This window comes from Rhodococcus ruber NBRC 15591 (assembly GCF_001894945.1).
Taxonomy (GTDB): Bacteria; Actinomycetota; Actinomycetes; order Mycobacteriales; family Mycobacteriaceae; genus Rhodococcus; species Rhodococcus ruber.
The window spans coordinates 351,712-375,300 of sequence record NZ_BCXE01000001.1; the positions used below are offsets into that span (position 1 = coordinate 351,712).

Sequence of the window (23,589 nt, forward strand, 5' to 3'; positions counted from 1 at the left end):
GTCGTCGAGCCGCGATACTGCCGACGGTGTCCACGATCGGCCTCGCCCGCAGCGTCCGTCAAGGGCGGCTCAGCCGAGCGCGTCGAGGACGTCCCCGATCGGGGTGTCCCCGTTGTTGAACTCGATCGTGCGTCGCACCGTCGCGGGCCGGTGCAGTACCGCGGCCGCGACCGCCGCCACATCCGCCCGCGAGACCTGTCCCTTGCCGGCGTCCGGGCCGGTCTCGATCCGGCCGGTCGGCGGATCGAGGGTCAGCGCGCTCGGGCCCAGAATCGTCCAGTCCAGGTCCGTGCCGCGCAGGTGCGCGTCCGCGGCCGCCTTCGCCTCGGCATACGCGTAGAAGCCGTTGTCCTCGGGAACGCCGTGGTCCGGGCCGGCCCCGAAGTACGACACCATCACGTAGCGGCGGACCCCCGCACGCTCGGCCGCGGTCATGGACCCGATCGCCGCGTCGCGGTCCACGGCGTACGTGCGCTGCGGGTTGCCGCCGCCCGCGCCCGCCGACCACACCACCGCGTCGTGCCCCTCGAGCAGCGGCACGAGGTCGTCGACGCCGAAGTGCTCGACGTCGGCCACGACCGGCGTCGCACCTGCGGCGCGCACGTCGTCGGCGTGGTCGGGGTTGCGGATCACCGCGGTCACCTCGTCGCCGGCGTCGGCGAGCAGCCGCTCGAGGTGCAGGGCCACCTTCCCGTGGCCGCCGATGATCACGATCCGTGCCATGTCGAATCCTTCCGTCGCGGGCCCGCCCGTCGGGCCGCCTTCCCCCATCGCACCACGGCGACGGTCGTCGGTGGGGGAGCACCGACGGCGACGTTCGCTCACCGAACGTTCACGCTCCGGGCACCCGCGGGGCAACGTGCAGCGGGCATGCTGAGGCGATGAACCCTGTCGTCCTGGAACTCCGCCACCTCGACTGCGAGGGCCCGGCCGCGTATCTGCCGGTGCTCGAGCAGTACGTGCAGGTCCACACCGTGCGGCTCTGGCGCGACCCGGTGCCCGCCGCGCTCGACTACGCCGCCGTCGTGGTCATGGGTGGCCCGATGGGCGTCGCCGACGCCGCGACGGTGCCGTGGCTCGGCGAGGAGATCGCCTACCTGCGGGCGGCCGTGGCCGCCGGCATTCCGGTGTGGGGGGTGTGCCTCGGCGCCCAGCTGCTCGCCGCGGCCCTCGGCGCCGACGTCCACACCGGCCCCGTCCCGGAGGTCGGCGTGGGCGAGGTGGAACTCGCGCACGCCTCGGCCGCCGACCCGGTGTGGGGCGAGCTGCCGTCCACCTTCCCGGTGCTGCAGTGGCACGCCGACACCTTCGACCTGCCGCCGGGCGCCACCCTGCTCGCCTCGTCGCGGGCCTACCCGAACCAGGTGTTCCGGCACGGGAGCAGCTACGGGGTGCAGTTCCATCTCGAGGCCGATGCCGACCAGCTGGCCGACTGGCTCGCGATCGACGAGTACCGGGCGTCGCTGGAGGCGACCCTCGGGGCCGGGGCGGCCGACGCCGTCGCCGCCGACCTGCGGTCGGTGCAGCCCGAGACGCTCGCGCACGCCACCGCCGTGATGAAGCGGTGGCTCGAGACGTACGTCGTGTGAACGGACGGATCCCTCGTGCGCCGATGAGTTTGCCCGCCTCGCGGAGTCCGAACCTGTGCAATGCTGTCGACAGTGCAGGAGGTGCCCGGTGGATCAGCTGGTGAGGGTTCAGAACTTCGCCGTCTCGGGGGACGGTTTCGGAGCCGGGGAAGGCCAGAGCCTCGAGCGGCCGTTCGGGCACGCGGACCCCGGTTCGATGTTCGCGTGGGCCGGCGCGACCGCGAGCTGGCCCAACCGTACCGATCCGGGCGGGAGCCGGGGCCTCGACGACTACTTCACGCGGGACTTCGCCCGCAACATCGGTGCCGAGATCATGGGCCGGAACAAGTTCGGTCCGCAACGGGGGCCGTGGCAGGACCACGACTGGCGCGGCTGGTGGGGCGGCGAACCGCCCTTCCACACCCCGGTGTTCGTGCTGACCCACCATCCGCGACCGTCGTTCACGCTGTCCGACACGACGTTCCACTTCGTCGACGGCGACCCGGCCACGGTCCTCACGCAGGCGCGGGAGGCGGCGCAGGGCAAGGACGTCCGGCTCGGGGGCGGGGCCACCACCATCCGGGAATTCCTCGACGCGGACCTCGTCGACACCATGCACGTGGCGGTCGTACCGGCGGTGCAGCTCGGAGCCGGGGTGCGCCTGTGGGAGTCGCCCGACGAGCTGCTCGATCGGTTCCACCTCGAGGTCGTGCCCAGCCCGAGCGGCGTGATCCACCACCTGTTCTGGCGACGGTGACACCGGGGCGTCAGGTCCGCAGGCCCGCCCGTTCGAGGGCCGCGTCCACGAGGTACTCGGCGATCGCCATCGACGACGTCGCGCCGGGGGAGGGCGCATTGCGCAGGTGCACCACCCGCCCGTGCCCGGTGATGACGAAGTCGTCGACGAGCGAGCCGTCGGCGTCCATTGCCTGCGCGCGGATCCCCCGCGGGCCCGGCAGCACGTCGGCGACGGTCAGTCCGGGCACGTACTTCGCGGCCTCGGCGACGAACCGCCGGATGCTGACCGCCGTGCGCAGCTCGCGCATCGCGGCCGGGACGTTGCGTGCGGCGAACCTGCGGAAGCCGGGGAAGAGCACGGCGTCGCGCAGGTCCCGCAGCGACCTCGACCGGCCGTCGTACGCTTCGCGTCCCGGCGCCAGGAATGCGTTGGGCCCCAGCATGATCGCCCCGTCGATCCGTTTGGTCAGGTGGACCCCGAGGAACGGGTACCGCGGATCGGGCACCGGATAGATCAGTCCGCGCACCCGCCCGGCCACGTCGGGCCGCAGCAGGTGGTAGTCGCCGAGGAACGGCACGATCGCGGGCGTCGCGGGGTCCCCGGCGTCGTGGGCGAGCCGGTCCGACTGCAGGCCCGCGCACGTGATCACCAGGTCGAAGCCGTCCGTGCCGGTGCCGGTGCCGACGAGCACCTCGTCGCCGCGGGGGCGGATCGCCGTGACGGGTGTGGCCAGGCGGACGGTGCCGCCCGACGCCGTGACGTCGTCGGCGAGGGCGGTGGTCACCGCGACGTAGTCGACGATCGCGGTGTGCGGGGAGTGCAGCGCGGCGATGCCGCGCGCGTGCGGCTCGATGTCGGTGATCTCCTCCGGCCCGATGCGGCGGATCCCGGGCACGCCGTTGGCGACGGCGCGTTCGTGGATGGCGTCGAGCCGGTCGAGCTCGCTCGCGTCGAGTGCGACGACGATCTTGCCGCACTCGTCGTACGGCAGGGCGCGGGCGGCGGTGAACTCGGCGAGCAGGTGCACCCCGCGCCGGCACAGGCGCGCCTTGAGGCTGCCGGGCGGGTAGTACAGCCCGGCGTGCACGACGCCGCTGTTGTGACCGGTCTGGTGCGCGGCGAGCCGGGGCTCCTTCTCGAACAGCGTGACGTCGGCGCCGTGCGTCGCCAGCTCGCGCGCGGTGGCGGCCCCGATGATCCCCCCACCCACGACGGCAGCCCGCAGTGACCCCATGCGCGCCAGCCTACGAGCCCGTGGCCGAATGTCACACCGGTTCGATTCAATCGAACCGGTGTGACATTCGGCCCGCGCATTCGGGCGATCGGACCGGCGACGGTGGGAGTCAGCGGTGGCGGTTGGAGCTGTAGCCCCAGAGCCAGTCGGTGTACTTGTAGCTCGACGTGTCGCGGGTGCGGAACAGCTCGTTGCGGGCCTCGCGGCCGGCGCCGTCGAGGTGCCACAGGTCGCCCCACATGCGGCCGGTGGTGAGGATGCGGTTGCAGCGCGGGGCGCGTTCGGCGTTGACGTCACGCAGGATCTGCGGCCAGTTGGCGTTGTCGCCCCGGTAGTCCTCGGCGGCGTAGTCGGCCAGGCACTTGGCGTCCTCGAGGGCCATCACGGCGCCGGAGGCGAGGTACTGCAACGGGGGATGGGCGGCATCGCCGAGCAGGATCATGCGGCCGTCGACCCAGTTGTCGATCGGGTCGCGGTCGAACATCGGCCACCACCGGTCGGTCCACAGGTACTTCAGCGCGGTCTGCACGCTCTCGTGGCAGTGGTCGTAGGCGTGCGCGAGTTCTTCGGGGCTGCCCCACTTCTCCTCGCCGCGCAGGAAGGCGGGCGACTGGAAGACGGCCACCTGGTTGAGCATCTCGCCCTGGCGCAGCGGGTACTGGATGAAGTGGCAGCGCGGGCCGATGTAACCGACGACGTCCTCGATCTCCTCCTCGAGGGGGACCTCGTCCATCGGGAACGTGCCGCGGAAGGCGACGTACCCGGAGCCGACCGGCTTGTCGTCGGACAGCTTCGGGCGCAGCCGCGAGTGCAGGCCGTCCATGCCGAGGGCGATGTCGCCGACGTGCTCCTCGCCGCTCTCGAGGATGACGCGGACCTTGTCGCCCTCGGTGACGACGTCGTGCACGGCGGCGTCGGTGCGCAGGTCGGCGCCGGCCCGGCGGGCGGCCTCGACGAGCACCGAGTGCAGATCGGAACGGTGCACGACGAAGTACACCCCGCCGTAGTGCTGCTGGTAGTCGTGGCCGAGGTCGACCTTGGTGAGGATCTCGGCGGTGACGGCGTCGCGGAAGACGAGGTTCTTCGGCAGGACCCCCTTGGAGATGACCTCGTCGTAGACGCCGAGCGCCTGGAGGATGCGGGAGCCGTGCGGGCCGATCTGCAGTCCGGCGCCCACCTCGCCGAATTCCGACGCGCGCTCGAACAGCGTGACCTCGGCACCCCGGAGGGCGAGGGCGAGGGCGTTGGCGACGCCGCCGATGCCGCCGCCGGCGACGAGAACCCGGGCGTCCTTCAGATCGGACATGACACTCCTTGTGATCGGTATCGGGATGAGGGGTGGATCAGTGGGCGAGGATCGGGCCGCGCGGCGCGTCGTCGCTGACGGGGAATCGCTTCCACACGACGGTCAGCAGCAGCGAGGCGATCAGTGCGCTCACGGCGAAGAGGATGAAGTTGGAGTTCGCGCCCAGCCCGGCGGCGAGCAGCCAGCCGCCGATCTGCGGGGCCGCGACGGCGCCGATCCGGCCGACACCCAGAGCCCAGCCGAGCGCGGTGCCGCGCAGGTGGTCGGGGTAGTAGGAGGCCACCGCCGCGATGATCAGGCACTGCGTTCCGTGGGTGCCGACGCCGGCGAGCACGAAGATCGCGTACACGATCGCGGTGGGCGGGGAGAGCAGCAGGGCGAGCAGCGCGACACCGGCGACGAACGCGGCGACGATGCTCGTGGGCACGGTGCCGAACCGCACGCCGCCCCACGCGGTGATGAACGAGCCGGCCACCGCGCCGAGGTTCAGCGCGAGCGCGAAGGTCAGGGCGCTGCCGAGGTCGGTGCCGGTGTTCTGCATGAGCTTCGGCAGCCAGGTGCCCAGGCCGTACCAGGCGAGCAGCGTCACCACGGTGACGAGAGCGAACATGACGCTGATGGTCCGGAACCGCGACCCGAGCAGCTCGCGGAAGCCGCCGCCGGTGGGGGCGTCCGTCTTGGAATGCGTGTCGGGCAGGTACTTCAGCGCCAACGGCACCAGGACGAACAGGGGCACGAGGGCGAACAGGAACATCGGGCGCCAGCCCCAGTGGGGAATGACGGGGATGCCGAGCAGGGCCGCGACGGACCCGCCGATCGGCACGCCCGACATCATCATCGTCGCGACGGCCGCACGCCATCGCGGCGGGACCAGTTCGGCGGCCAGCGCGTTCGACGTGGGGACCAGGCCGCCGAGGCCCAGGCCGGCGATCAGCCGCATCGCCCCGAACATGATGGGGCCGGTGGCGACGGCGCAGAGCGTGGTGAACACCGACAGCACCACGACGCAGCCGATGACGGCCTGCTTGCGGCCGATCGCGTCGGACAGGCGCCCGGCGAGCACCGCGCCGATCATCATGCCGAGGAAGGCGAGGCTGCCGAGGGTGCCGGCGGTCGCGGCGCTGATGCCCCACTCGTCCTGGAGGCTCGAGATGACGTTGCCGTAGACGATGAGGTCGTAGCCGTCGAAGACGACGAACAGCCAGCAGACGATCACGGCGAGCGCTGTCCCGCGATGCAGGACGATCGTGCGGTCGCCGGTGGCGACGGCGTCGGGGGAACTGTGCATGCTTCTACCGTGATGCGCCCCACTCCGCCGCTGCAATAAAGTTCTGTTGTGCAGAAAAAACCGTCGGCGCCGAAGAGGGCGTCCAAGACCATCACCCGGCCGTCGTACGCGCTCGAGTCGGTGGACAACGCGCTGCGGCTGCTGCAGATGCTCCGCGACGTCGGCGCGCTGCGGCTCAAGGACGCCGCGGAGGAACTCGGGACGGCGCCGTCGACGGCCCACCGTCTGCTCTCGATGCTGGTCTACCGCGGGTTCGCCGTGCAGGACGAGAAGCGCCGCTACCATCCCGGGCCGGCGATGGGGGTGGGGCCCGCACAGCAGGGCTGGACGCGCGAGCTCGCCGACCTCAGCAGGCCGCACATGGAGGCGCTGGCGATCCTGACCGGCGAGACGATCAACCTCGTCGTCCGGGTGGGGTCGCAGGCCCGGTTCCTCTACTCCGCGGAATCCGAGTCGATGCTGCGGGTCGGCGACCGGCAGGGCCAGGTGCTTCCCGCGGAGCTCACCGCCGGTGGTCGAATCCTGTTGGCGGAGTTGCCGAGACAGACGCTGGAGCAGCTCTACCTGCGACCGCCCGAGGAGCCGCACGTCGATCCGCGCCCGACGGTGGGCTACGGGGTGGACCGCCGGCTCGCCCCCGGCGAGTTCGAGGTGTTCCTCACCGAGCTCGAGGCGGCCCGCAAGGTGGGGTTCGCCGTCAACGTCGAGCAGACGGAGGAGGGGGTCGCCGCGTTCGGCGTCGCCGTCCGCAACGGGCACGGGCGGGCGATCGCGGCGCTCACGGCGGCGGTGCCGATCACGCGCTACCGCCAGCACCTCGACGGCTCTCTCGTCTCCCGGATGCGGACCGCGATCCGGGGGATCGAGGTCGAGGTAGCGCACATCGAGTGACGCGGGGCGATGCGGCACGGATCGGGCCTCGGATTCCGTATAGCAGAATTGCATGGGCGGCGCGGGACCGGGCGACCTACGTTGAGAGCAACGCCGCAGGTGTCCCGCTTCACGAGGAGAGGTCATGACCGCAACCGAGAACACCGATCCCGAGCTGCAGCAGCTCTACACGGACTTCGAGGCCGAGCACCTCAACCCGCTGTGGACCCAGCTCGGCGACCTGATGCCGATGGTGCCGACGTCGAAGGCCGTGCCGTTCGTGTGGAAGTGGTCGACCCTGTACCCGCTCGCTCAGCGGGCCGGTGACCTCGTCCCTGTGGGCCGCGGTGGTGAGCGGCGTGCCATCGCCCTGGCCAACCCCGGACTCGGCGGCGTCCCCTACGTCACCCCCACGCTGTGGGCGGCGATCCAGTACCTCGGACCCAAGGAGACCGCGCCCGAGCACCGGCACTCGCAGAACGCCTTCCGGTTCGTCGTCGAGGGTGAAGGCGTGTGGACCGTGGTCAACGGCGATCCGGTGGCCATGTGCCGCGGCGACTTCCTGCTCACCCCCGGCTGGAACTTCCACGGGCACCACAACGAGACCGACCACCCGATGGCGTGGATCGACGGCCTCGACATCCCGTTCGTCAACTACACCGACACCGGGTTCTTCGAGTTCGGATCGGACGGGGTGACCGACGAGTCCACCCCCGACGTCTCCCGGTCCGAGCGGCTGTGGGTGCACCCGGGCCTGCGCCCGCTGGTCGGTCTCGACGCCAAGGCCAGCTCGCCGATCGCGTGCTACCGCTGGAAGTACACCGACGCCGCGCTGAACGAGCAGCTCGCCCTCGAGGACGAGGGCTACGCCGCCACCCCCGAACCGGGCCATGCCGCGATCCGGTACACCAACCCGACCACCGGCGGCGACGTCATGCCCACCATCCGCGCCGAGTTCCACCGGCTGCGGGCCGGCGCCCACACCCGCACCCGGCGCGACGTCGGCTCGACCGTGTTCCAGGTCTTCGAGGGCGAAGGCCGGTTCCACCTCGGCGGCACCGACCACGACGTCACCAAGGGCGACATGATCGTCGTGCCGTCCTGGGTGGAATGGTCGCTCGAGACCGACGGCGGCGTCGACCTGTTCGCCTTCTCCGACGCCCCCATCGTCGAACGCCTGCACTTCAACCGCACCTACATCTCCGAAGGAGCCTGACCCGACATGCGACTCGCCACCCTCCGCCTCGACGGCACCACCGCCGCCGTGCGCGTCGATTCCGACACCACCGCCACCGTCGTCGACGGCTACGCCGACCTGTCCGCACTGCTGGCCGACCCGAACTGGAAGACCGTCGCCGAGCAGGCCGCCGGCCGCACCGTCGACCTGACGGACGCCGACTACGCGCCGGTCGTGCCCAACCCCGGCAAGATCGTCTGCGTCGGCCTGAACTACGCCACCCACATCAAGGAGATGGGCCGCGACCTGCCCGAGTATCCGACGCTGTTCTCGAAGTTCAAGGAGGCCCTCACCGGCCCCTACGACGACGTGATCGTCCCCGAGTACGCCGCCGGTCAGCTCGACTGGGAGGCCGAGCTGGCCGTCGTGATCGGCAAGCAGGCGTACCAGGTGTCCGAGGCCGACGCCGAGCAGTACATCGCCGGCTACTCGGTGATCAACGACTACACGATGCGCGACTACCAGTACCGCACGCTGCAGTGGGACCAGGGCAAGACCTTCGAGAAGACCAGCGGCTTCGGTCCGTTCCTGAGCACCGACTACACCCTCGGCAGCCGCATCGAGACCCGGCTCGAGGGTGAGGTCATGCAGTCGGCCACCACCGACGACCTGGTGTTCACCCCGGCCAAGCTGGTGGACTACATCTCCCACATCGTCACCCTGCAGCCCGGCGACGTCATCATCACCGGCACCACCGGCGGGGTGGGGCACGCCCGCAAGCCCGCCCGCTACATCGGCGACGGGGAGACGGTCGAGGTCAGCATCGAGGGCCTCGGTACGGTGCGCAACAAGACCGTCGTCAAGTAGGAGCATGCCTGTGGGGTTCAACGATCTCGACCTGTCCGAGCGGCTGCTGATCGCCCGGCGCGGCACCGCGTACTTCTCCCAGCGGCTCGCCGAACTCACCGACGACGAGCTGGACACCCCGACCGCGCTCGAGGGATGGACCCGCAAGCACCTCGTCGCGCACGTCGGCTACAACGCCGCGGCGTTGTGCCGGCTCATGGACTGGGCGGCCACGGGCGTCGAGACACCCATGTACGCCTCCACCGAGCAGCGCGCCCAGGAGATCGCCGAAGGCGCCACCCTGAACGCCGCGGCGCTGCGGAACCTGTTCGCCCACACCGTGGCCCGGCTCGACGAGAAGTGGCGGCACCTGCCGGAATCGGCGTGGCAGGCACAGGTCCGCACCGCACAGGGCCGGATGGTGCCGGCCGAGGAGACCGCGTGGATGCGCACCCGCGAGGTGTGGATCCACGCGGTGGACCTGGGCAACGGCGCGCGCTTCGGCGACTTCCCGCCCGTCGTCCTCGACTCGCTGCTCGACGACGTCGTGGGCATGTGGCGCAGGAAGGACCTCGGGGCCGGTCTCGTGCTCGAGGTGGAGGGGCGCGCCCCGATCGCGGTCCGCGACGATGCCGCCACGACCGCGAAGGTGAGCGGCCCGCTCGCCGCCGTCGTGCGCTGGGCCGCCGGGCGCGGCGCCGTCGGACTCACCGCCGGCGCCGACGAACAACCGCCGCGCTGGCTCTGACCACCGCGCCGGCTCCGACCACCGCGCATTGCAACGGGGGCCTGCGACCGGCGACGGTCGCAGGCCCCCGTTGTCGTGGAGGGCGGTCCTAGCGGGGATCGACCTCGCACGCGACGCCGTCGTCGTCGCGGTCCAGCTTCGGCGCATAGCCGGGCTCGTCCCGGTACAGCGGTGCCACGCCCGCGTTCCACGCCTCCGTGCAGTTCTTGTAGCCGGCGCTCGGCGCAGGGGCCGGGGCCGCCTGGGGCGCCGGGGCGGGGGCGGGAGCCGGCGGCGCGGCCTGGGGTGCCGGGGCGGGTGCCGGCGGCGCGGGCTGCGGAAACAGGAAGTCCGCGGAGCCGGTGGGCAGCAGGTCTGCGAGCGAGAAGGCGTTCGCGGTGGCCGGCGCGGCGACGACGAGGGCAGCGCACCCGGCCGCGGTGGCGACGAGTCGACGAATCTTCATGCGTGTCTCTTTCTCTCGGGACGACGCACGGACCGGGGGATCCGTGCGGTCGATCGATTGTCCGTGCGGCGCCTCGCAGCACAGCACCCACCCCCCGGTTTTCGATCATGAGAACTCCCTCATGCCGGTCTCCCCGAGGTTTCACGCGCGGGATCGAGAGTGGGTGTTGCGCAACAGGGCGCACCACCGACAGGAGGTTGGTCATGGAGTTCGGCAGGAAGTGGATCGCGGTAGGCGCTCTCGCCGCGGCGGCGACCCTCGGTGCCGCGGGGGTCGCGACGGCAGACGATTCCGACGACACCCCTCGCGTCCCGGCGACGTCGGCGCCCCAGCCCGGTGCCGCCGCGGTCGTCGTCCCGCCGGGGGACGGGTGGCCCGCGATCGACGTGACCACCTGCGAGGGGTGGTTCGACGACTGGGACGACGCGTACCCCGACTACGTCGAGGAGCACTTCGAGGCGTGGGACGACCGCTGTGACGACCTCGACGACGACGGCAACGACCGGGACGACGACCGAGACGACGACGGCAACGACGATTGGGACGACGACCGGGACGACGACTGAGTCATCGACGGCGCGGGGGCGCGGCCGCGTGCCGACGCCTCCCGCGCCGCCGGCAGGTCAGGGGTGCGCGAGCAGTCGATAGCCCATCCCGCGCACCGTCTCGATACGTCCGGCGCCGATCTTGGCCCGCAGGTACCGCACGTAGACGTCGACCACGTTGGAGCCGGGGTCGAAGTCGTACCCCCACACCTGCGAGAGCAGCTGTTCCCGGCTCAGCACCTGTCCCGGGTGCCGCAGGAACGCCTCCGCGAGAGCGAACTCGCGGGCCGAGAGGTCGACCGTGCGCCCGTCGACCCCGACCTGGCGGGTCCGCAGGTCCAGGCTCAGGTCCCCGTTGCGCAGCACCGTCGTTTCTGCGCCGCGATCGGGGTTGAGCCGCAATCGGATCCGGGCCACGAGTTCCTCGAACTTGAACGGCTTCGGCATGTAGTCGTCGGCGCCGCCCTCGAGGCCCGCCACCACGTCCTGCACGCTGTCGCGGGCGGTCAGCACGATCACGGGGAGGGTCGAGCCGTCGCGTCGCAGCAGGGCCAGCACCGCGAAGCCGTCCATCTGCGGCAGCCCGATGTCGAGCACCATCAGGTCGTGGTCGCCGCTGCGTGCCCGCCCGTACGCCGTGACCCCGTCGGCGACGACCTCGGTGCTGAATCCGTTGGCGCGCAGGCCCTTCTCGATGAAGGACGCGATGCGCTGCTCGTCCTCGGCGATCAGGATCCTGCTCATGGGTACTCTCCTGCGGCGTCCGGCCCGGTGGCGACGGGCTCGACGGGAACGGTGACGGTGAACGTGGAGCCCTGGCCGGGCACGCTGCCGACGGTGACCCGGCCGCCGTGCGCGACGGCGATGGCACGCACGATGGACAGGCCGAGTCCGGCGCCCTCGGAGCGGACGCTGCCCGAGTCGCCCCGCGCGAACCGATCGAAGATCACGGCCTGATCTGCCGGGTCGATTCCGGAGCCGGTGTCGGACACCCAGAAGCGGAGCTCGCGGTCGGAGAACTGTGTTCCGAGGCCGATGCGGTCGCCCGGCTCGGTGTGATGACTTGCGTTGTCCGCCAATGCGAGCACGGCCTGCGTGATGCGTTGCGCGTCCAGTTCGACGGACACCGGCGACGACGTCTCGAGCCGCCAGTCCCGGTCGGCGAGACGACGTGCCTTGTCGAAGATCTCCGCCGTCAACTCCGCGACGTCGACCCGGTGCGGCCGGACGAATGCCGGCTGTTCCGCCCGCGCGAGCAGCAACAGGTCCGACACGATCCGGTTCATGCGTTCGAGCTCGTCGTCCACCAGCGCGACGGTCTGGCGCACGTCCTCGGCGTCCTGGGCATCCATGACCTCGAGGTGTCCGCGCACGATCGTGATGGGCGTGCGCAGTTCGTGACCCGCGTCGTCGAGGAAGCGACGCTGTGCCGCGACTCCGGTTTCGACCCGGTCGAGCATCGCATTGAGAGTCGTTGTCAGAGCGGAAATCTCGTCCCCTGGACCCGGTGGTTCCGGAATGCGGCCGGACAGGTCGGTGTCGGTGATGGATTGGGCGGTGGCCGTGATGTTGCGGACCGGGGCGAGGATCCGCCCGGCGAGCAGCCAGGCGGCGCCGGCCGCGGCCAGGGCGGTCAGGGCACCGCCGAGCACCATGAGCCGGGCGGTGTCCGCTGCGCTCTCGCGTTCCTGGTCGGCGAAGTACGCGGCGACGACGACTCCGCGGGCGGGGTCGCCGTCGAGCCCGACCGGCACGGCGAGGTACAGGACCTCGCCCGCACCGCTCTCGTAGGAGCCCTCCTGGGGCGCGGTGACCGATCCGGCGACCGCGGTGAATCCGGCGTCCTCGGCGAGCCGGATCGGTGCCTGCTCCCGGCTCTGGAACCGGAACTGCCCGTCGACGTAGCCGAGGAACTTCTCGTTGGGGCGCGCGAGGTTGTAGGTGATGACCACCCGGAGTACGTCGGCGACGTTCGCGAAGGGCGCACCGGTGGCGGGGTCCACGCCCGATTCGGTCAGCGCGGTGAACTCGGCGATCTCGGTGCGCAGCGAGTCGAGCATGCGCTGGTCGATGGAGCGGATCATCAGTAGCCACGTCAGGCCGCTGACGACGGCCAGTGCGCACAGCACCAGCAGCAGGACCCATCCGGTGATGCGGGTACGTGCGCTGCGGAATCGAGGTCGCCGGATGCTCGGCAGCGACCGGCCCGGACTCACGTGGCGATCCTACCCGTCCCGATCGTCGAGGTCGTCGTCCCAGTCGTCGTCGAGGTCGTCCTGATCGTCGTCCCGATGGTCGTCGTCCCGATGGTCGTCGTCCCGGTCGTCGGCGGGCGGGGGCGGGACCAGCCCACCGGGCACGGTGGGGGCAGAACCGCGGGACTGCTTGGCCGGCGCGGAGGGGCTGGGGGCCGGCGCGACGACGGCGGGCGCGACGATGGGGGAGCGGGGCATCGGCTCCGACGGCGGGGACGGCCGCAACGTCAGCCAGGCGAGCAGACCGACGCCCACGGCGGCGGCGACGGCGATCGCGGCGGTCCACACTGTTCGCATGACTCCACGGTGCGGCCGCGGCGTGACGCGCGAATGAGAGAGGGATGAGAAGATTCTCATCCGGAAGGGGTGGATCCCATGACCGAGGTGTGCAGGGTCGCGTTCGACGACGTCGACCTCGAAGTGCTCGTCGACGGAACCGGACCGGCCGTGGTGTTGCTGCCGTCGCTCGGCCGTGACACGTACGAGTTCGCACCGATCGCCCGGGACCTTGCCGAGGCCGGGTTCCGTGCGATCCGGCCCCAGCCGCGCGGCGTGGGCACGAGTCGCGGTCCGCTCGACGACCTCGACCTGCACGACCTCGCCCGCGACGTCGCCGAGGTGATCGAGCGGCTGGGTGCGGGCCCGGCCGTCCTCGCCGGGCACGCCTTCGGCCACTACGTCGCGCGGGTCCTCGCGGCGGATCGACCCGATTTGGTGCGTGGGGTCGCGATTCTCGCCGCGGGTGCCCGTCGATTTCCGGATTCGCTCACCGAGCGCGTCGCCAAGTGCTCCGACCTGTCGCTGCCGGATTCCGAACGGCTCGAGCACCTGCGGGCGGTGTTCTTCGCGGACGGGCACGACCCGTCGGTCTGGCTCGACGGCTGGTGGCCGGAGGCGATCGTCGCGGAGCGCCGCGCGATGGCCGCCACCGACAAGGAATCCTGGTGGCCGGTCGCGCCGTCGCCGCTGCTGGACGTGCAGGCCGGCGACGACGTGTTCCGTCCGGCGTCGACGCGGGCGGAGCTCACGGACGAGTTCGGCGCCGACCGGGTCACCGTCGTGCTGGTTCCCGGTGCGGGACATGCCCTGATCCCGGAGGTTCCGCACGAGGTCGCGAGCGCGATCGTCGACTGGGTCCGCACGTTGCCGTAGCAGAGCGCCGGCAGAACACAGCCGCGCGGCCCCCAGTCGTCCGCTGCTGCGATCGCAGTGGCGGACGACTGGGGGCCGAGCGGGTAGCCGGGCCGGCTACTGTGCGATCGCCACGACCGCCGGGTCGATCCGCATCACCGAGTAGCCGGCGACGGCACCGGCACCGAAGCCGGGTGCGAAGATCCGGACGGGCTCGGTGATGACGCCGTCGCGGACCGCGTCGTGGATTGCGAGCGGGATGCTCGCCGACGACGCGTTGCCGACCTGCTCGATGTTGAAGTACAGCCGGTCCGCCGCGAGTCCGGCCTTCGCCGCCAGGTCGATGATCATCGTCTTGTTCGCCTGGTGCGGGACGACCAGATCGATGTCGTCGAGCAGCGACTCGCTCTCGTCGAGGCCGGGCAGGGCGCGGACCTCGTCGAGCATCTGCGTGAGGTAGCGGCCCGCGAGGCTCTTGACCTCCGGCCCGTACACCGTGATCGCGTTGTCGAAGTCCGGGTTGGGCCAGATGATCGAGTTGACCTCGCTGGTGGGTCCACTCGCGTAGGTCTGCAGGTACTCGATGTCGGGTTCGGCACCCTCGGGGGCGACGCCGACGACGAGCGCGGCCGCACCGTCACCGAAGATCATCCGGGACGGACGGACACTGCCGATCTTGTCGGAGAACTTCTCCACGCAGACCACGAGGACGGGACGACGGATATGCTGCAGGATCCGGGTCGCCTCGGCCAGCCCGTACGGCAGTCCCGCGCACGCCGCGACCAGGTCGAACGACGCGTGCGTCTGGGCGATACCCAGTTCGCCGGACAGGTACGTCGCGAGCGAGGGGATGAGCCGGTCGCTGGTGCAGGTGCACACCAGCACCGCCCCGATGTCGGCCGGGCCGACCTGTGCCTTCTCGACGGCCGCGCGGGCCGCCTGCAGGGCGAGCTCGGAGAACGAGCCCGACGTGTAGCGGCGCTGCTCGATCCCGGTCTTGGCGGTCACCTCGTCGGCGGTCATGGCCGACCAGTTGTACGCCGAGTTGCGGATCAGGTCCTCGTTGGTGCACACCACGTCACCGTGCGCGACGGCGAGCGCCTCGATGCGCGGCTGCACCGCGAAGTCGCGGCGCACGTCGATCGTCGGGTACGGCGTGGCCGGCGGGACGGGCTCGACGGCGGCGCGCTGGGGCGCCGGCGCAGTCCGGCCCGAGGTGACCCGCGAGATGAACCGCTGCACGTGCCGGTCGCGGGGGTGGAACACCACGACGTAGTCGTCGTCGCGGAGCTGCCCCACCTCGACGAGTTCGACCTGCTTGCGGTCCCAGGGCTGCTGGTTGTGCAGCACCATCGACCAGCGCCGCAGCGCCTCGAGCGCGGGGACGTCCTCGTGGCAGTCGAGGATCTCGTCGTAGCTGTAGACCCGGAAGTTCGGGTCGTAGCTGCCGAGGCGCAGCGTCATGTTCTTCGGGTCGGCGGTGAGCTGCGCGACGGTCGGCTTGACCGTCGGCAGGGCGCCCGCGACGTGCTTGCGGGCGGCGAAGACGTCGAAGACGGTCTCGAAGATGCAGTCCTCGGCGGCGTCGTCCCAGCCGGCGGGCAGCTGCCGGAAGGCGGCTTCGACCTCGGCGACCTTGCTCTCCTGATCGGGCCAGGGCGTGAGGACCGGCATGTACAGGTCGTCGCGGGTGCGCGGCACGTCGGCCCATCGGGTCGGCCGCTTGTCGAACATGGTGAGCGCGAAACGGTTGGCCCAGTACGCATTCAGTGCGACATCACGCAGGAGTTCGACCTTGTTGCGGTAGTCGCCCCGCGTGTGGCGGGCGAGGATCTCCGAGGCCGTCGGCGCCTTGGTGTCGAAGTCGCGGCGGATCACGGAGTCGAGCTGCTCGACGTCGGTGACGGTCGAGAAGTCGATGTCGGGAAAGAAATTGGACGGGAAGACGATTCGCCCGTGGCGGTTCGTTTCGAAGGGCTGCATGTGCCGGGCCGTTCAGTCGTGGGTGAGTTCGTGGAGCCGGGACGGCCGGGTCACATGTCCAGTCCGCCGTTGACGCCCCACACCTGACCGGTGATGTAGGACGAGGCGTCGGCGGCGAGGAAGTGCACGACGCGGGCGATCTCCTCGGGATCGGCGAGGCGGTTGACCGGAATGGTGCTCTTGATGCGGTCGAGGACCTTCTCCGGGATGGACTCGACCATCTCGGTCGCGACGAAGCCCGGGGTGACGGCGTTGACGGTGACGCCGATGCTGTCCGGGGTGAGCTTGCCGGAGCGGGCCAGCGCGAACGCCGCCTCCTTGGCGAGGGTCTTGGTCAGGCCGAACATGCCGGCCTTGGACGCCGCGTAGTTGGCCTGGCCGATGTTGCCGGTCTCGCCGATGACCGAGGAGATGTTGACGATGCGTCCCGTGCCGCGCTCGAGCATGTGCCGCAGCGCCGCCTGGGCCAGGAAGAACGTGCCGGAGAGGTTGGTGGCGATGACGTTGTTCCAGTCGTCGTCCTCCATCTTCAGCACCGTGCGGTCGATGGTGATGCCGGCGTTGTTGATCAGGATGTCCAGACGGCCGTGCCGCTGGATGACCTCGTCGATGGTGCGACGGCAGTCGTCGGCGTTCGCGACGTCGCCCTTGTGCACGCTGTACTCGACGCCGTCCTGGCCGTGAGCCTGGATGCCCGCGAGGAACTGGTCGGCCTGGGCGGTGTTGCGGCCGTACCCGGCAGCCACCGTGGCGCCCTGGGCGGCGAGGCTGCGGCTGATGGCCGCGCCGATGCCGCGCGTTCCACCGGTCACGAATGCGACCCGGCCCCGCAGCTTGGTGCCGGCGGCGGTGGTGCGGGACGACGGTTCGATGGTGCTGGTCATGTCGGTTCTCCCTCGAATGCGGCGAGCTCGACGGATGCCGTCGAGTACAGATGTGTCGGACCGGTGATACCGGTGTCCCGAGCGTCGGTGCCCGGAATCCGGCCGGCGTGGCTGCTACCGCGAGATGCTGATGTGAGCGCCCCTGCACGCTCCGCGATATTCGCCCCTGCCAACCGAATTCACGTAGATGCTCCGTTCGTTCTCCCCTGTCGACACCAATGATGCAGCATTGCGCCCGGTGTGTCATGTCCGACGGCAAATATCTTGTGCAGGGCCATGACGTACGCTAACGACATTGAATACTGTTGTTCGGCAAGGAGTTACGGTCGAATCTCGGCCGTTGTTCACCTACCGGCCGACTGCATGTCCGTTCCGGGACCTTTGCCACAAAACGCAACGGCCGGAGGGTGGTTCGAAATGGCGCGCGATGCTACCCGGCGGTCAGGACTACGTCGTACATGCAGCCGGTTTGTCGGAGACTCGATGTGATCGAGTTCGAATCGACTGTATGACAACAGCATTCGATAGGGAGCGCCCACGGAGCGGTCCGGCAGCGACCGTGCTCGCTCGGTAGCACCGAGTGCCAACAGGGTGCATGTAGCGGCATCGACCGGGGTCGTGCGCGGTGAAATCCGGTACCCATACCCCCACTTCCTCAAACCTGTGAGCTTGCTCACCATCCAACGATTTTCGGGCCTGGGCCACCCCGATCCGGGGGTGGTGGGCACGAGCGGACCGACTCGACCGGATGTCCCCAGGGCGTCGGACAGCCGCCCCGGGCGGGGAAGGTGCCGGGGACGGCCGGCAGAGCCCCTGGCGGGCTCCTCGGGGCACGAGAAAGGGCCCCGCACCGGCAATCGGTGCGAGGCCCTTTCGGGGGTCGTGCTGCTTACTGCGCGAGCACCTTCGCCATGCCCCGCTCGACGGCGGCGACGATCTCCGGCCGCAGGCCCGCCGCGGGGATGATCGAATGCACGGAGCCGACCTGCTGGGCGCGCTGGATGTTGTGGATGGCCTCGAACTCCGCAGCCACCTCACCGAGCTTCTCCGACCGCACCGCGGTGCGCTGCGTCGCCAGCTCGACCCGCAGGCGGGCCTTCTCGCCGTCCTCGGCCGCAGCGAGCTGCGCCTCGAGCTCGGTGATCCGCGGATCGGCCGCGGTGCGCGCATTGACGTCGCGGGTGAACACCACCGCCGCGGCGGGGGCACCGCCGAGCACGGAGGCGAACGAGCCCTCCACCGCGAGCACCTCCATGTTCTCGTTCAACGCGCCGGAGAACACCACGAAGGCACCGCCGTGGTAGCGGGAGACCACGACGAAGACGATCGGGCCGTCGAAATTGACGATCGCCCGGCCGATCTCGGCGCCGTTCTCGAGCTGCAGGTTGCGCAGCGACTCGGGGGAGCCGTCGAACCCGGACAGGTTCGCGAGCACCACCACCGGCCGGTTGCCGCTCGCCGCGTTGATCGCCCGCGCGGTCTTCTTCGACGACTTCGGGAACAGCGTGCCCGACGTCCACTGGTCCGGTCCGTCGGTGGGGAACCAGCCCTTGCGGGAGATCGCGCGGGACTCGATGCCGATCACCGTCACCGCGTTGCCACCGAGGTGCGCGTCGAACACCACCGACGTGTCGGCGTCGGCCATGTCCGCCCACCGCTCGAGCACCGGGTGGTCCTGGTCGACCACCGCGCGCATCACCGTGCGGATGTCGAAGGGCTTCTTGCGGTCCGGGTTGGTCTCCGCGGAGAAGATGTCGCCCACCGTCGTGAAGTCGCTCGACGGATGCACGTGCGGGTACACCCGCACGTCGCGGTCGACCGGGTCGACGGTCTCGGCCTTGCGGGGGAACCGCTCGCCCGGGGCGAGGTAGGCGTGCTCGTAGTGCCCGAAGAGCACCTCCACCGCCGCCGACAGGTTCGGCGCCCAGTACTGCGCCTGACCGTTGGGGCCCATGACGCGGTCGTAGCCGCCGATGCCGAAGTTGTCCTCGGCCGAGACGCCACCGGAGTAGTCGAGGGACTGCTTGCCGGTCAGCACCATCGCGCTGTCCGGGGTCATCACCAGGATGCCCTTGGTGTGCATGAGCATCGTCGCCTCGGCGTTCCAGTACGGCTGGGCGCCGACGTTGATGCCGGTGACCACGACGTTGATCTCGCCGCCGCCCTGGGTGAAGGTGATGATGCGGCGCAGGGCCCGCGAGACCCAGTCCATGTTCTCGGTGCCGGACTCCATGGAGATCGTGGCGCCGGAGGACAGCGCGAACCACTCGACGGGGACGCCGAGCTGCTCGGCCAGGTCGATCGCGGCGACGACCCGCGCGCACTCGGCCTCCGCGACGGTGCCGAGCGCCTTCGTCGGATCACCGAACAGCGCCACGCGGGTCATGCCCTCCGGGTACCGCGACGTCGGGGTGGTGACCAGCCCGACGACGAGCCCGGCCGTGTTCCGGCCGTACGGGCGCTGCACCGGCACCACGGCACCGGACTCGTCGAGGTCGTACTCGACGAAGCTGCCGCTCCTGCCGGTGAGCAGCGGGACCAGCTCGTACGGGTACACGGTGCCGCGGGCACGCGAACGCTGCACCTTCTGGGTGTACTCGTCGAGCGGCTGCAGCGGCTCCTTCGGCGGATCGGTCACGCGCACCACCACGCCGGCGCCGGAGCGGTACGAGAACCGCAGGGCCACCTCACGGGCCTCGGCGTCGGCGGTCTCCCGCCACCAGCCGATGACGGTGATCTCCTCGAGCCCGGCGCCGACCGTGAGCGGGGCCGCCCCACGGCTGACGCGCTTGAGGTCGTCGATGCTCAGGTCCACCTCGGGCCACACGAACAGCACCACGCGGTTCGCGTCGAGGCGGCGCTTGCCGCGGCCGGCCTGCGACCGGCGGATGGCGTCGAGGCAGCTCGACAGGGCCCGCTCGAACGCGGGCAGCCCCACGATCGTGCCGGTCTCGTCGCGCTGCGGGGTCAGGTCCCGCACCTCGGCGAGGGCGATGAGCCGCTCGTCGGACAGATTCTCGTTCGCCGCAATGTGATACAGGTACGAGTCCGGGTTCGCCGGCAGGCGGGTACCGACGAAGTTCTTCAGCCGCCACAGGTCCAGACGCTGACCGGTGAGCGGGTGCATGTCGCGGATGTTGGCTTCCTCCGCGTACCCGGTCTCGAACGGCCGGAACGTGAAGACGTGCTCCTCGGCCCGGTCGGTGTGGCACACCGTCACCGTGACGCGGCGGGCGGAGGCGGTCACCGCGCGCTCGGACAGCACCGCGCGGAGCGACTCGGCCTGCGCGTCGGCGTCGGCGGGCGCGTCGTCCCAGGCGAGGTACAGGTCGATCACCAGGTTCTCGGTGCCGGGCAGGGTGCCCGCCGACTCCTCGACGATGTCCAGTGCCGCCCCGAGCTCGGCGTGCCGGGCCTCGGTGGAGATCAGGTACAGGCGGGTGCCGCGCAGGTCGAAGTTGCCGGTGACGAACTGCCGGCCCCCGCGCACGTCGGACTGCACCTGCTCGAGCGTGCGGATCTTGTAGGCGCGACGGGTGATGACCTCGAGCAGCGGCCCCGGCACGGTCTCCGGCCGGGCGATCTGCTGCGCGAGCAGGTCGATCAGCGGCTCGGGCGTGGCCACGAGGGCCTCGACCCGCTGCGCGTGGTCGGCGGCGCCGGGGTTGTCGGCGAGGTGGGCGAGGCTGCCGCGGACCCCGTCGTACACCTGCTCGCGGACCTTGCGGATCACCGGCTCCTCGAACAGGCGGTAACGCAGGTTGCGGGCGGCGTCGCCGATCACCGGGAACCGCACCTGGGTGGCGACGATGAGCCGGTCGAGGACCTCGTTGAGTTCCTGCGAGATGCCGGCCGGTCCCTCGGTCTCCTCGAGCCAGCGCTCGAGCAGCGCCGAGACCACCGGCACCTGCGTCTCGATGCGCTGCTGCGCGAGGAACAGCCGGTAGACGGCCTCCTCGAGCTCGGGGGTGCGGTCCAGTTCGGTGACGTCGTAGTGCCGCAGCGCCTGCGCCAGCCGGGCCCGGAAGCTCTCGGGCAGGCCGCCGACCTCGACGTCGAGGGACTGCAGGTAGCCGTGGAAGTGCTCGCGGGGGCTGTGCACCCGCTCGTCACCGGTCTCCTCGTCCTGCGTCGGGCGGTTGCGCGAGAGCTCGCACACGTCGGCGACCGTGGTGAGCAGGGCCAGCTCGGCGCGCACCAGGTCGCAGTTCTCGGTGGTCTCGCCGCGCAGCCGGTCGTACTCGGCGAGCAGCGTCGCGGTGCGCTTGCCGGAGACGTCGTAGCCGGTGACGAGCGCTTCGAGGGCGTCGAGCCGGGCCAGCGCGTCGGCCGCGGCGTCGCCGGTGACGACAGCGGCGGGCGCGGGGAACTGCACGCGCTCGACGGTCTCGGTGACGGCCTCCTCGGCGACCTGGTCCACCCGCAGCAGCGGCGTGCCCGCGTCGACCTGCGAGTTGACCACGGCGAGGACCTCGCGGACGCGGCCGGCGAACGGCGCGCGCACCGCGGTCTCCATCTTCATGGACTCGAGCACCACCAGGGTCTGGCCTGCCTCGACCTCGTCGCCGGGCGCGACCGGCACGGCGACGACGACGGCGGGGGCGGGGGTGCGCACGACGCCGGCCTCGTCCTGGCTGATCTGGTGGCTGATGCCGTCGACCTCGACGAGGTAGCCGGTGGCGCCGGCGATCGAGACGACGTGGTGGCGGCGGCCGGCCAGGACGAGCCGGGACTCGAACTGTCCGAGCCGGTCGACGTCCACCTCGAGTTCGCCGTTGCCGGCGTCGACGCGGTAGCGGTGCGGGCCGACCTGTCCGACGAGCAGCTCGTACGCCTGGCCCTGGTAGCTCAGCTCGACCTTGCGGCCGACGGAGTGCCGGGCGCGGGGGCGGCCACCGCGGGCGGAGGTGAGGAACGCGGCGCGCTCGTGGGTCTCCTCGGCGTCGTAGACGTCGACGGCGGTGGCGATCAGCGCGATGTCGGCCACCCGGGACGGCCCGGTGGCGGTGCCGGCGCCGGTGCGGTCGAGCCAGCCGGTGTCGGCCGAGGCGGAGATCACCTCGTCGCGGTCGAGCAGGTCGAGCAGGAACGACTTGGTGGTGGTGCCGCCCTCGAGGACGACGGTGGTCTCGCGCAGCGCGGTGCGCAGGCGGGCCAGGGCCTCGTCGCGGTCGCGGCCCCACGCGATGATCTTGGCGACCATCGAGTCGTAGTCCGGCGGGATGACGTCGCCCTGGGCGATGCCGGTGTCGACGCGCAGGCCGGACCCGAGCGGGAACTTGAGCAGCTGCACGGAGCCGGGGGCGGGGGCGAAGCCGTTGTCGGCGTCCTCGGCGTTGAGCCGGGCCTCGACGGCGTGGCCGAACTCGGGCGGGCAGTCGCCGGGCAGCGTCTCCCCGGAGGCCACGAGGATCTGCAGCTTGACCAGGTCGATGCCGGTGGTGGCCTCGGTGATGGGGTGTTCGACCTGCAGGCGGGTGTTGACCTCGAGGAAGGTGAAGATCTTCAGGTCGGGCTGGTAGAGGTACTCGACGGTGCCGGCGCCGCAGTAGCCGGCGGCGCGCACGAGGTCGGCGGAGACCGAGCGCAGGTGGTCGGCCTGCTCCTTGGTCAGCAGCGGCGACGCCGACTCCTCGATGACCTTCTGGTTCTTGCGCTGGATGGAGCAGTCGCGCACGCCCGGCGCCCAGACGTTGCCGTGGGCGTCGGCGATGACCTGGACCTCGACGTGGCGGGCGTCGGTGACGAGACGCTCGATGAACACCACGGGGTCGCCGAACGAGCGCTCGGCCTCGCCCTGGGTGCGCTCGAGGGCGAGCTCGAGCTCGTCCTCGGAGTACACCTTGCGGATGCCGCGGCCGCCGCCGCCGGAGCGGGCCTTGATGATCAGCGGGTAGCCGATGGCCTGCGCGTGCCGGCGGGCGTCGGCGCGGGTCTCGACCGGTCCACCCGACCACGGGGCGACCGGCACGCCGACCTTCTCGGCGAGCAGCTTGGCCTCGACCTTGTCGCCGAGCAGGCGCATGGCCTCGGCCGACGGGCCGATGAAGGTGATGTTCAGGCGGGCGCAGACCTCGGCGAAGGCGGGATCTTCGGCGACGAAGCCCCAGCCGACCCACACGGCGTCGGCCTCGGCCTCGAGGAGGGCGCGCTCGAGTTCGGCATGGTCGAGGTAGGGGGTGGCGGCCGTGGTGGACGGCCGCAGGGTGACGTCCTCGTCGGCCTGGCGGACGAACATCGCCCGCCGCTCGGCCTCGGTGTGCAGGGCGATCGTCTTGATGTCGTAGTCGTGCTCGGAGTTGAGCTCCCGGACTGCTCTGATGAGACGTACTGCCGCCTCACCTCGGTTGACCACCGCGATCCGTTTGAACATACTCGTTGCCACCGTTCTCCAGGTTTGTGCGCGCTCGTGCGACGCTCGTCGAAGCTTCTCGCCAGTGAGTGAAGAAAGTTAACCGATGCCGAGGCCCACGTCACGGGTTGATAACGCGAGCAAGAACATGTATCGGTCGGCTCCTCGTGTCGGCGTATGCGTGCGGACGTGTGCGCCGACTGTCCCGGCGGGTGCCT

At 70.9% G+C, this 23,589-nt stretch carries 19 protein-coding genes; 8 read left to right on the forward strand and 11 right to left on the reverse strand.

The features are described 5' to 3' along the window. Positions 1-69: 69 nt before the first annotated feature. A complete protein-coding gene (locus RR3_RS01615) occupies positions 70-723 on the reverse strand; it encodes an SDR family oxidoreductase (protein ID WP_017681872.1) in 654 nt (217 codons plus the stop codon). 158 nt (positions 724-881) lie between these two features. Between RR3_RS01615 and RR3_RS01620 the strand changes: the two genes are divergently transcribed. Both RR3_RS01620 and RR3_RS01625 read left to right on the forward strand, forming a co-directional pair. Next, positions 882-1,589, forward strand: coding sequence for a type 1 glutamine amidotransferase (locus tag RR3_RS01620; RefSeq protein WP_010592351.1), 708 nt, complete (start codon positions 882-884; stop codon positions 1,587-1,589). An 88-nt stretch (positions 1,590-1,677) separates the two neighbouring features. Continuing rightward, the gene (locus RR3_RS01625) at positions 1,678-2,325 is read left to right on the forward strand and encodes a dihydrofolate reductase family protein (protein ID WP_010592350.1); all 648 of its coding nucleotides are present in this window, start codon (positions 1,678-1,680) and stop codon (positions 2,323-2,325) included. A 10-nt stretch (positions 2,326-2,335) separates the two neighbouring features. Here RR3_RS01625 and lhgD read toward each other — a convergent pair whose 3' ends face one another. The 3 genes from lhgD to RR3_RS01640 form a co-directional block, all read right to left on the reverse strand. Beyond that, complete coding sequence (gene lhgD, locus RR3_RS01630; RefSeq protein WP_010592349.1) at positions 2,336-3,541, reverse strand: L-2-hydroxyglutarate dehydrogenase; 1,206 nt, start codon at positions 3,539-3,541, stop codon at positions 2,336-2,338. Positions 3,542-3,650: 109 nt separating this feature from the next. Further along, the gene (locus RR3_RS01635; protein ID WP_010592348.1) at positions 3,651-4,847 is read right to left on the reverse strand and encodes an FAD-dependent monooxygenase; all 1,197 of its coding nucleotides are present in this window, start codon (positions 4,845-4,847) and stop codon (positions 3,651-3,653) included. A gap of 37 nt (positions 4,848-4,884) precedes the next feature. Beyond that, the gene (locus RR3_RS01640; protein ID WP_010592347.1) at positions 4,885-6,135 is read right to left on the reverse strand and encodes an MFS transporter; all 1,251 of its coding nucleotides are present in this window, start codon (positions 6,133-6,135) and stop codon (positions 4,885-4,887) included. Between the two features lie 48 nt (positions 6,136-6,183). Here RR3_RS01640 and RR3_RS01645 point away from each other — a divergent pair, with 48 nt between their 5' ends. From RR3_RS01645 to RR3_RS01660, 4 genes are all read left to right on the forward strand, one after another. Beyond that, positions 6,184-7,026, forward strand: coding sequence for an IclR family transcriptional regulator (locus RR3_RS01645; protein ID WP_010592346.1), 843 nt, complete (start codon positions 6,184-6,186; stop codon positions 7,024-7,026). Positions 7,027-7,150: 124 nt separating this feature from the next. Next, a complete protein-coding gene (locus RR3_RS01650; RefSeq protein WP_010592345.1) occupies positions 7,151-8,221 on the forward strand; it encodes a cupin domain-containing protein in 1,071 nt (356 codons plus the stop codon). Positions 8,222-8,227: 6 nt separating this feature from the next. Then, positions 8,228-9,049: a fumarylacetoacetate hydrolase family protein gene (locus tag RR3_RS01655; protein ID WP_064065905.1), complete on the forward strand. Its 822-nt coding sequence runs from the start codon at positions 8,228-8,230 to the stop codon at positions 9,047-9,049. A gap of 10 nt (positions 9,050-9,059) precedes the next feature. After that, a complete protein-coding gene (locus RR3_RS01660; protein WP_010592343.1) occupies positions 9,060-9,776 on the forward strand; it encodes a maleylpyruvate isomerase family mycothiol-dependent enzyme in 717 nt (238 codons plus the stop codon). Positions 9,777-9,864: 88 nt separating this feature from the next. Here RR3_RS01660 and RR3_RS01665 read toward each other — a convergent pair whose 3' ends face one another. Further along, positions 9,865-10,221 (reverse strand): excalibur calcium-binding domain-containing protein, encoded by a 357-nt coding sequence (locus tag RR3_RS01665; protein WP_010592342.1) that lies wholly within the window; start codon positions 10,219-10,221, stop codon positions 9,865-9,867. 203 nt (positions 10,222-10,424) lie between these two features. Between RR3_RS01665 and RR3_RS01670 the strand changes: the two genes are divergently transcribed. Further along, positions 10,425-10,787 (forward strand): hypothetical protein, encoded by a 363-nt coding sequence (locus RR3_RS01670; protein ID WP_040275664.1) that lies wholly within the window; start codon positions 10,425-10,427, stop codon positions 10,785-10,787. Positions 10,788-10,844: 57 nt separating this feature from the next. Here the strand turns inward: RR3_RS01670 and RR3_RS01675 are convergent, their stop codons facing one another. Genes RR3_RS01675 through RR3_RS01685 form a run of 3 tightly spaced genes read right to left on the reverse strand, consistent with a single transcriptional unit; the run spans position 10,845 to position 13,318 of the window. Beyond that, complete coding sequence (locus tag RR3_RS01675; protein ID WP_017680492.1) at positions 10,845-11,510, reverse strand: response regulator transcription factor; 666 nt, start codon at positions 11,508-11,510, stop codon at positions 10,845-10,847. Then, positions 11,507-12,982 (reverse strand): sensor histidine kinase, encoded by a 1,476-nt coding sequence (locus tag RR3_RS01680; protein WP_010592340.1) that lies wholly within the window; start codon positions 12,980-12,982, stop codon positions 11,507-11,509. Before RR3_RS01680 ends, RR3_RS01675 begins: the two co-directional genes overlap by 4 nt. Positions 12,983-12,991: 9 nt before the next feature. Beyond that, on the reverse strand, positions 12,992-13,318 hold the full coding sequence (locus RR3_RS01685) for a hypothetical protein (protein WP_234420172.1): 327 nt from the start codon (positions 13,316-13,318) through the stop codon (positions 12,992-12,994). Between the two features lie 78 nt (positions 13,319-13,396). On the opposite strand from RR3_RS01685, the gene RR3_RS01690 reads away from it, so the two are divergent. Then, complete coding sequence (locus RR3_RS01690) at positions 13,397-14,173, forward strand: alpha/beta fold hydrolase (protein WP_072786288.1); 777 nt, start codon at positions 13,397-13,399, stop codon at positions 14,171-14,173. Positions 14,174-14,269: 96 nt separating this feature from the next. Here the strand turns inward: RR3_RS01690 and RR3_RS01695 are convergent, their stop codons facing one another. The 3 genes from RR3_RS01695 to RR3_RS01705 all read right to left on the reverse strand — a co-directional run bounded on the left by RR3_RS01695 (position 14,270) and on the right by RR3_RS01705 (position 23,392). Beyond that, the gene (locus tag RR3_RS01695) at positions 14,270-16,135 is read right to left on the reverse strand and encodes a 3-oxoacyl-ACP synthase III family protein (RefSeq protein ID WP_010592337.1); all 1,866 of its coding nucleotides are present in this window, start codon (positions 16,133-16,135) and stop codon (positions 14,270-14,272) included. A gap of 50 nt (positions 16,136-16,185) precedes the next feature. Further along, on the reverse strand, positions 16,186-17,019 hold the full coding sequence (locus tag RR3_RS01700; protein ID WP_010592336.1) for a 3-oxoacyl-ACP reductase family protein: 834 nt from the start codon (positions 17,017-17,019) through the stop codon (positions 16,186-16,188). Positions 17,020-17,908: 889 nt separating this feature from the next. Further along, positions 17,909-23,392 (reverse strand): ATP-binding protein, encoded by a 5,484-nt coding sequence (locus tag RR3_RS01705; protein WP_064066781.1) that lies wholly within the window; start codon positions 23,390-23,392, stop codon positions 17,909-17,911. Positions 23,393-23,589: the final 197 nt, after the last annotated feature.

What these genes read in the sequence shown, in the direction of transcription:
- RR3_RS01620 (WP_010592351.1), top strand. Translation starts at nt 882, where the DNA reads ATGAACCCTGTCGTCCTGGAACTCCGCCACCTCGACTGCGAGGGCCCG.
- RR3_RS01650 (WP_010592345.1), top strand. Translation starts at nt 7,151, where the DNA reads ATGACCGCAACCGAGAACACCGATCCCGAGCTGCAGCAGCTCTACACG.
- RR3_RS01640 (WP_010592347.1), bottom strand. Translation starts at nt 6,135, where the DNA reads ATGCACAGTTCCCCCGACGCCGTCGCCACCGGCGACCGCACGATCGTC.
- RR3_RS01665 (WP_010592342.1), bottom strand. Translation starts at nt 10,221, where the DNA reads ATGAAGATTCGTCGACTCGTCGCCACCGCGGCCGGGTGCGCTGCCCTC.
- RR3_RS01655 (WP_064065905.1), top strand. Translation starts at nt 8,228, where the DNA reads ATGCGACTCGCCACCCTCCGCCTCGACGGCACCACCGCCGCCGTGCGC.
- RR3_RS01675 (WP_017680492.1), bottom strand. Translation starts at nt 11,510, where the DNA reads ATGAGCAGGATCCTGATCGCCGAGGACGAGCAGCGCATCGCGTCCTTC.
- RR3_RS01695 (WP_010592337.1), bottom strand. Translation starts at nt 16,135, where the DNA reads ATGCAGCCCTTCGAAACGAACCGCCACGGGCGAATCGTCTTCCCGTCC.
- RR3_RS01685 (WP_234420172.1), bottom strand. Translation starts at nt 13,318, where the DNA reads ATGCGAACAGTGTGGACCGCCGCGATCGCCGTCGCCGCCGCCGTGGGC.
- lhgD (WP_010592349.1), bottom strand. Translation starts at nt 3,541, where the DNA reads ATGGGGTCACTGCGGGCTGCCGTCGTGGGTGGGGGGATCATCGGGGCC.
- RR3_RS01615 (WP_017681872.1), bottom strand. Translation starts at nt 723, where the DNA reads ATGGCACGGATCGTGATCATCGGCGGCCACGGGAAGGTGGCCCTGCAC.
- RR3_RS01700 (WP_010592336.1), bottom strand. Translation starts at nt 17,019, where the DNA reads ATGACCAGCACCATCGAACCGTCGTCCCGCACCACCGCCGCCGGCACC.
- RR3_RS01635 (WP_010592348.1), bottom strand. Translation starts at nt 4,847, where the DNA reads ATGTCCGATCTGAAGGACGCCCGGGTTCTCGTCGCCGGCGGCGGCATC.
- RR3_RS01705 (WP_064066781.1), bottom strand. Translation starts at nt 23,392, where the DNA reads ATGTTCAAACGGATCGCGGTGGTCAACCGAGGTGAGGCGGCAGTACGT.
- RR3_RS01690 (WP_072786288.1), top strand. Translation starts at nt 13,397, where the DNA reads ATGACCGAGGTGTGCAGGGTCGCGTTCGACGACGTCGACCTCGAAGTG.
- RR3_RS01670 (WP_040275664.1), top strand. Translation starts at nt 10,425, where the DNA reads ATGGAGTTCGGCAGGAAGTGGATCGCGGTAGGCGCTCTCGCCGCGGCG.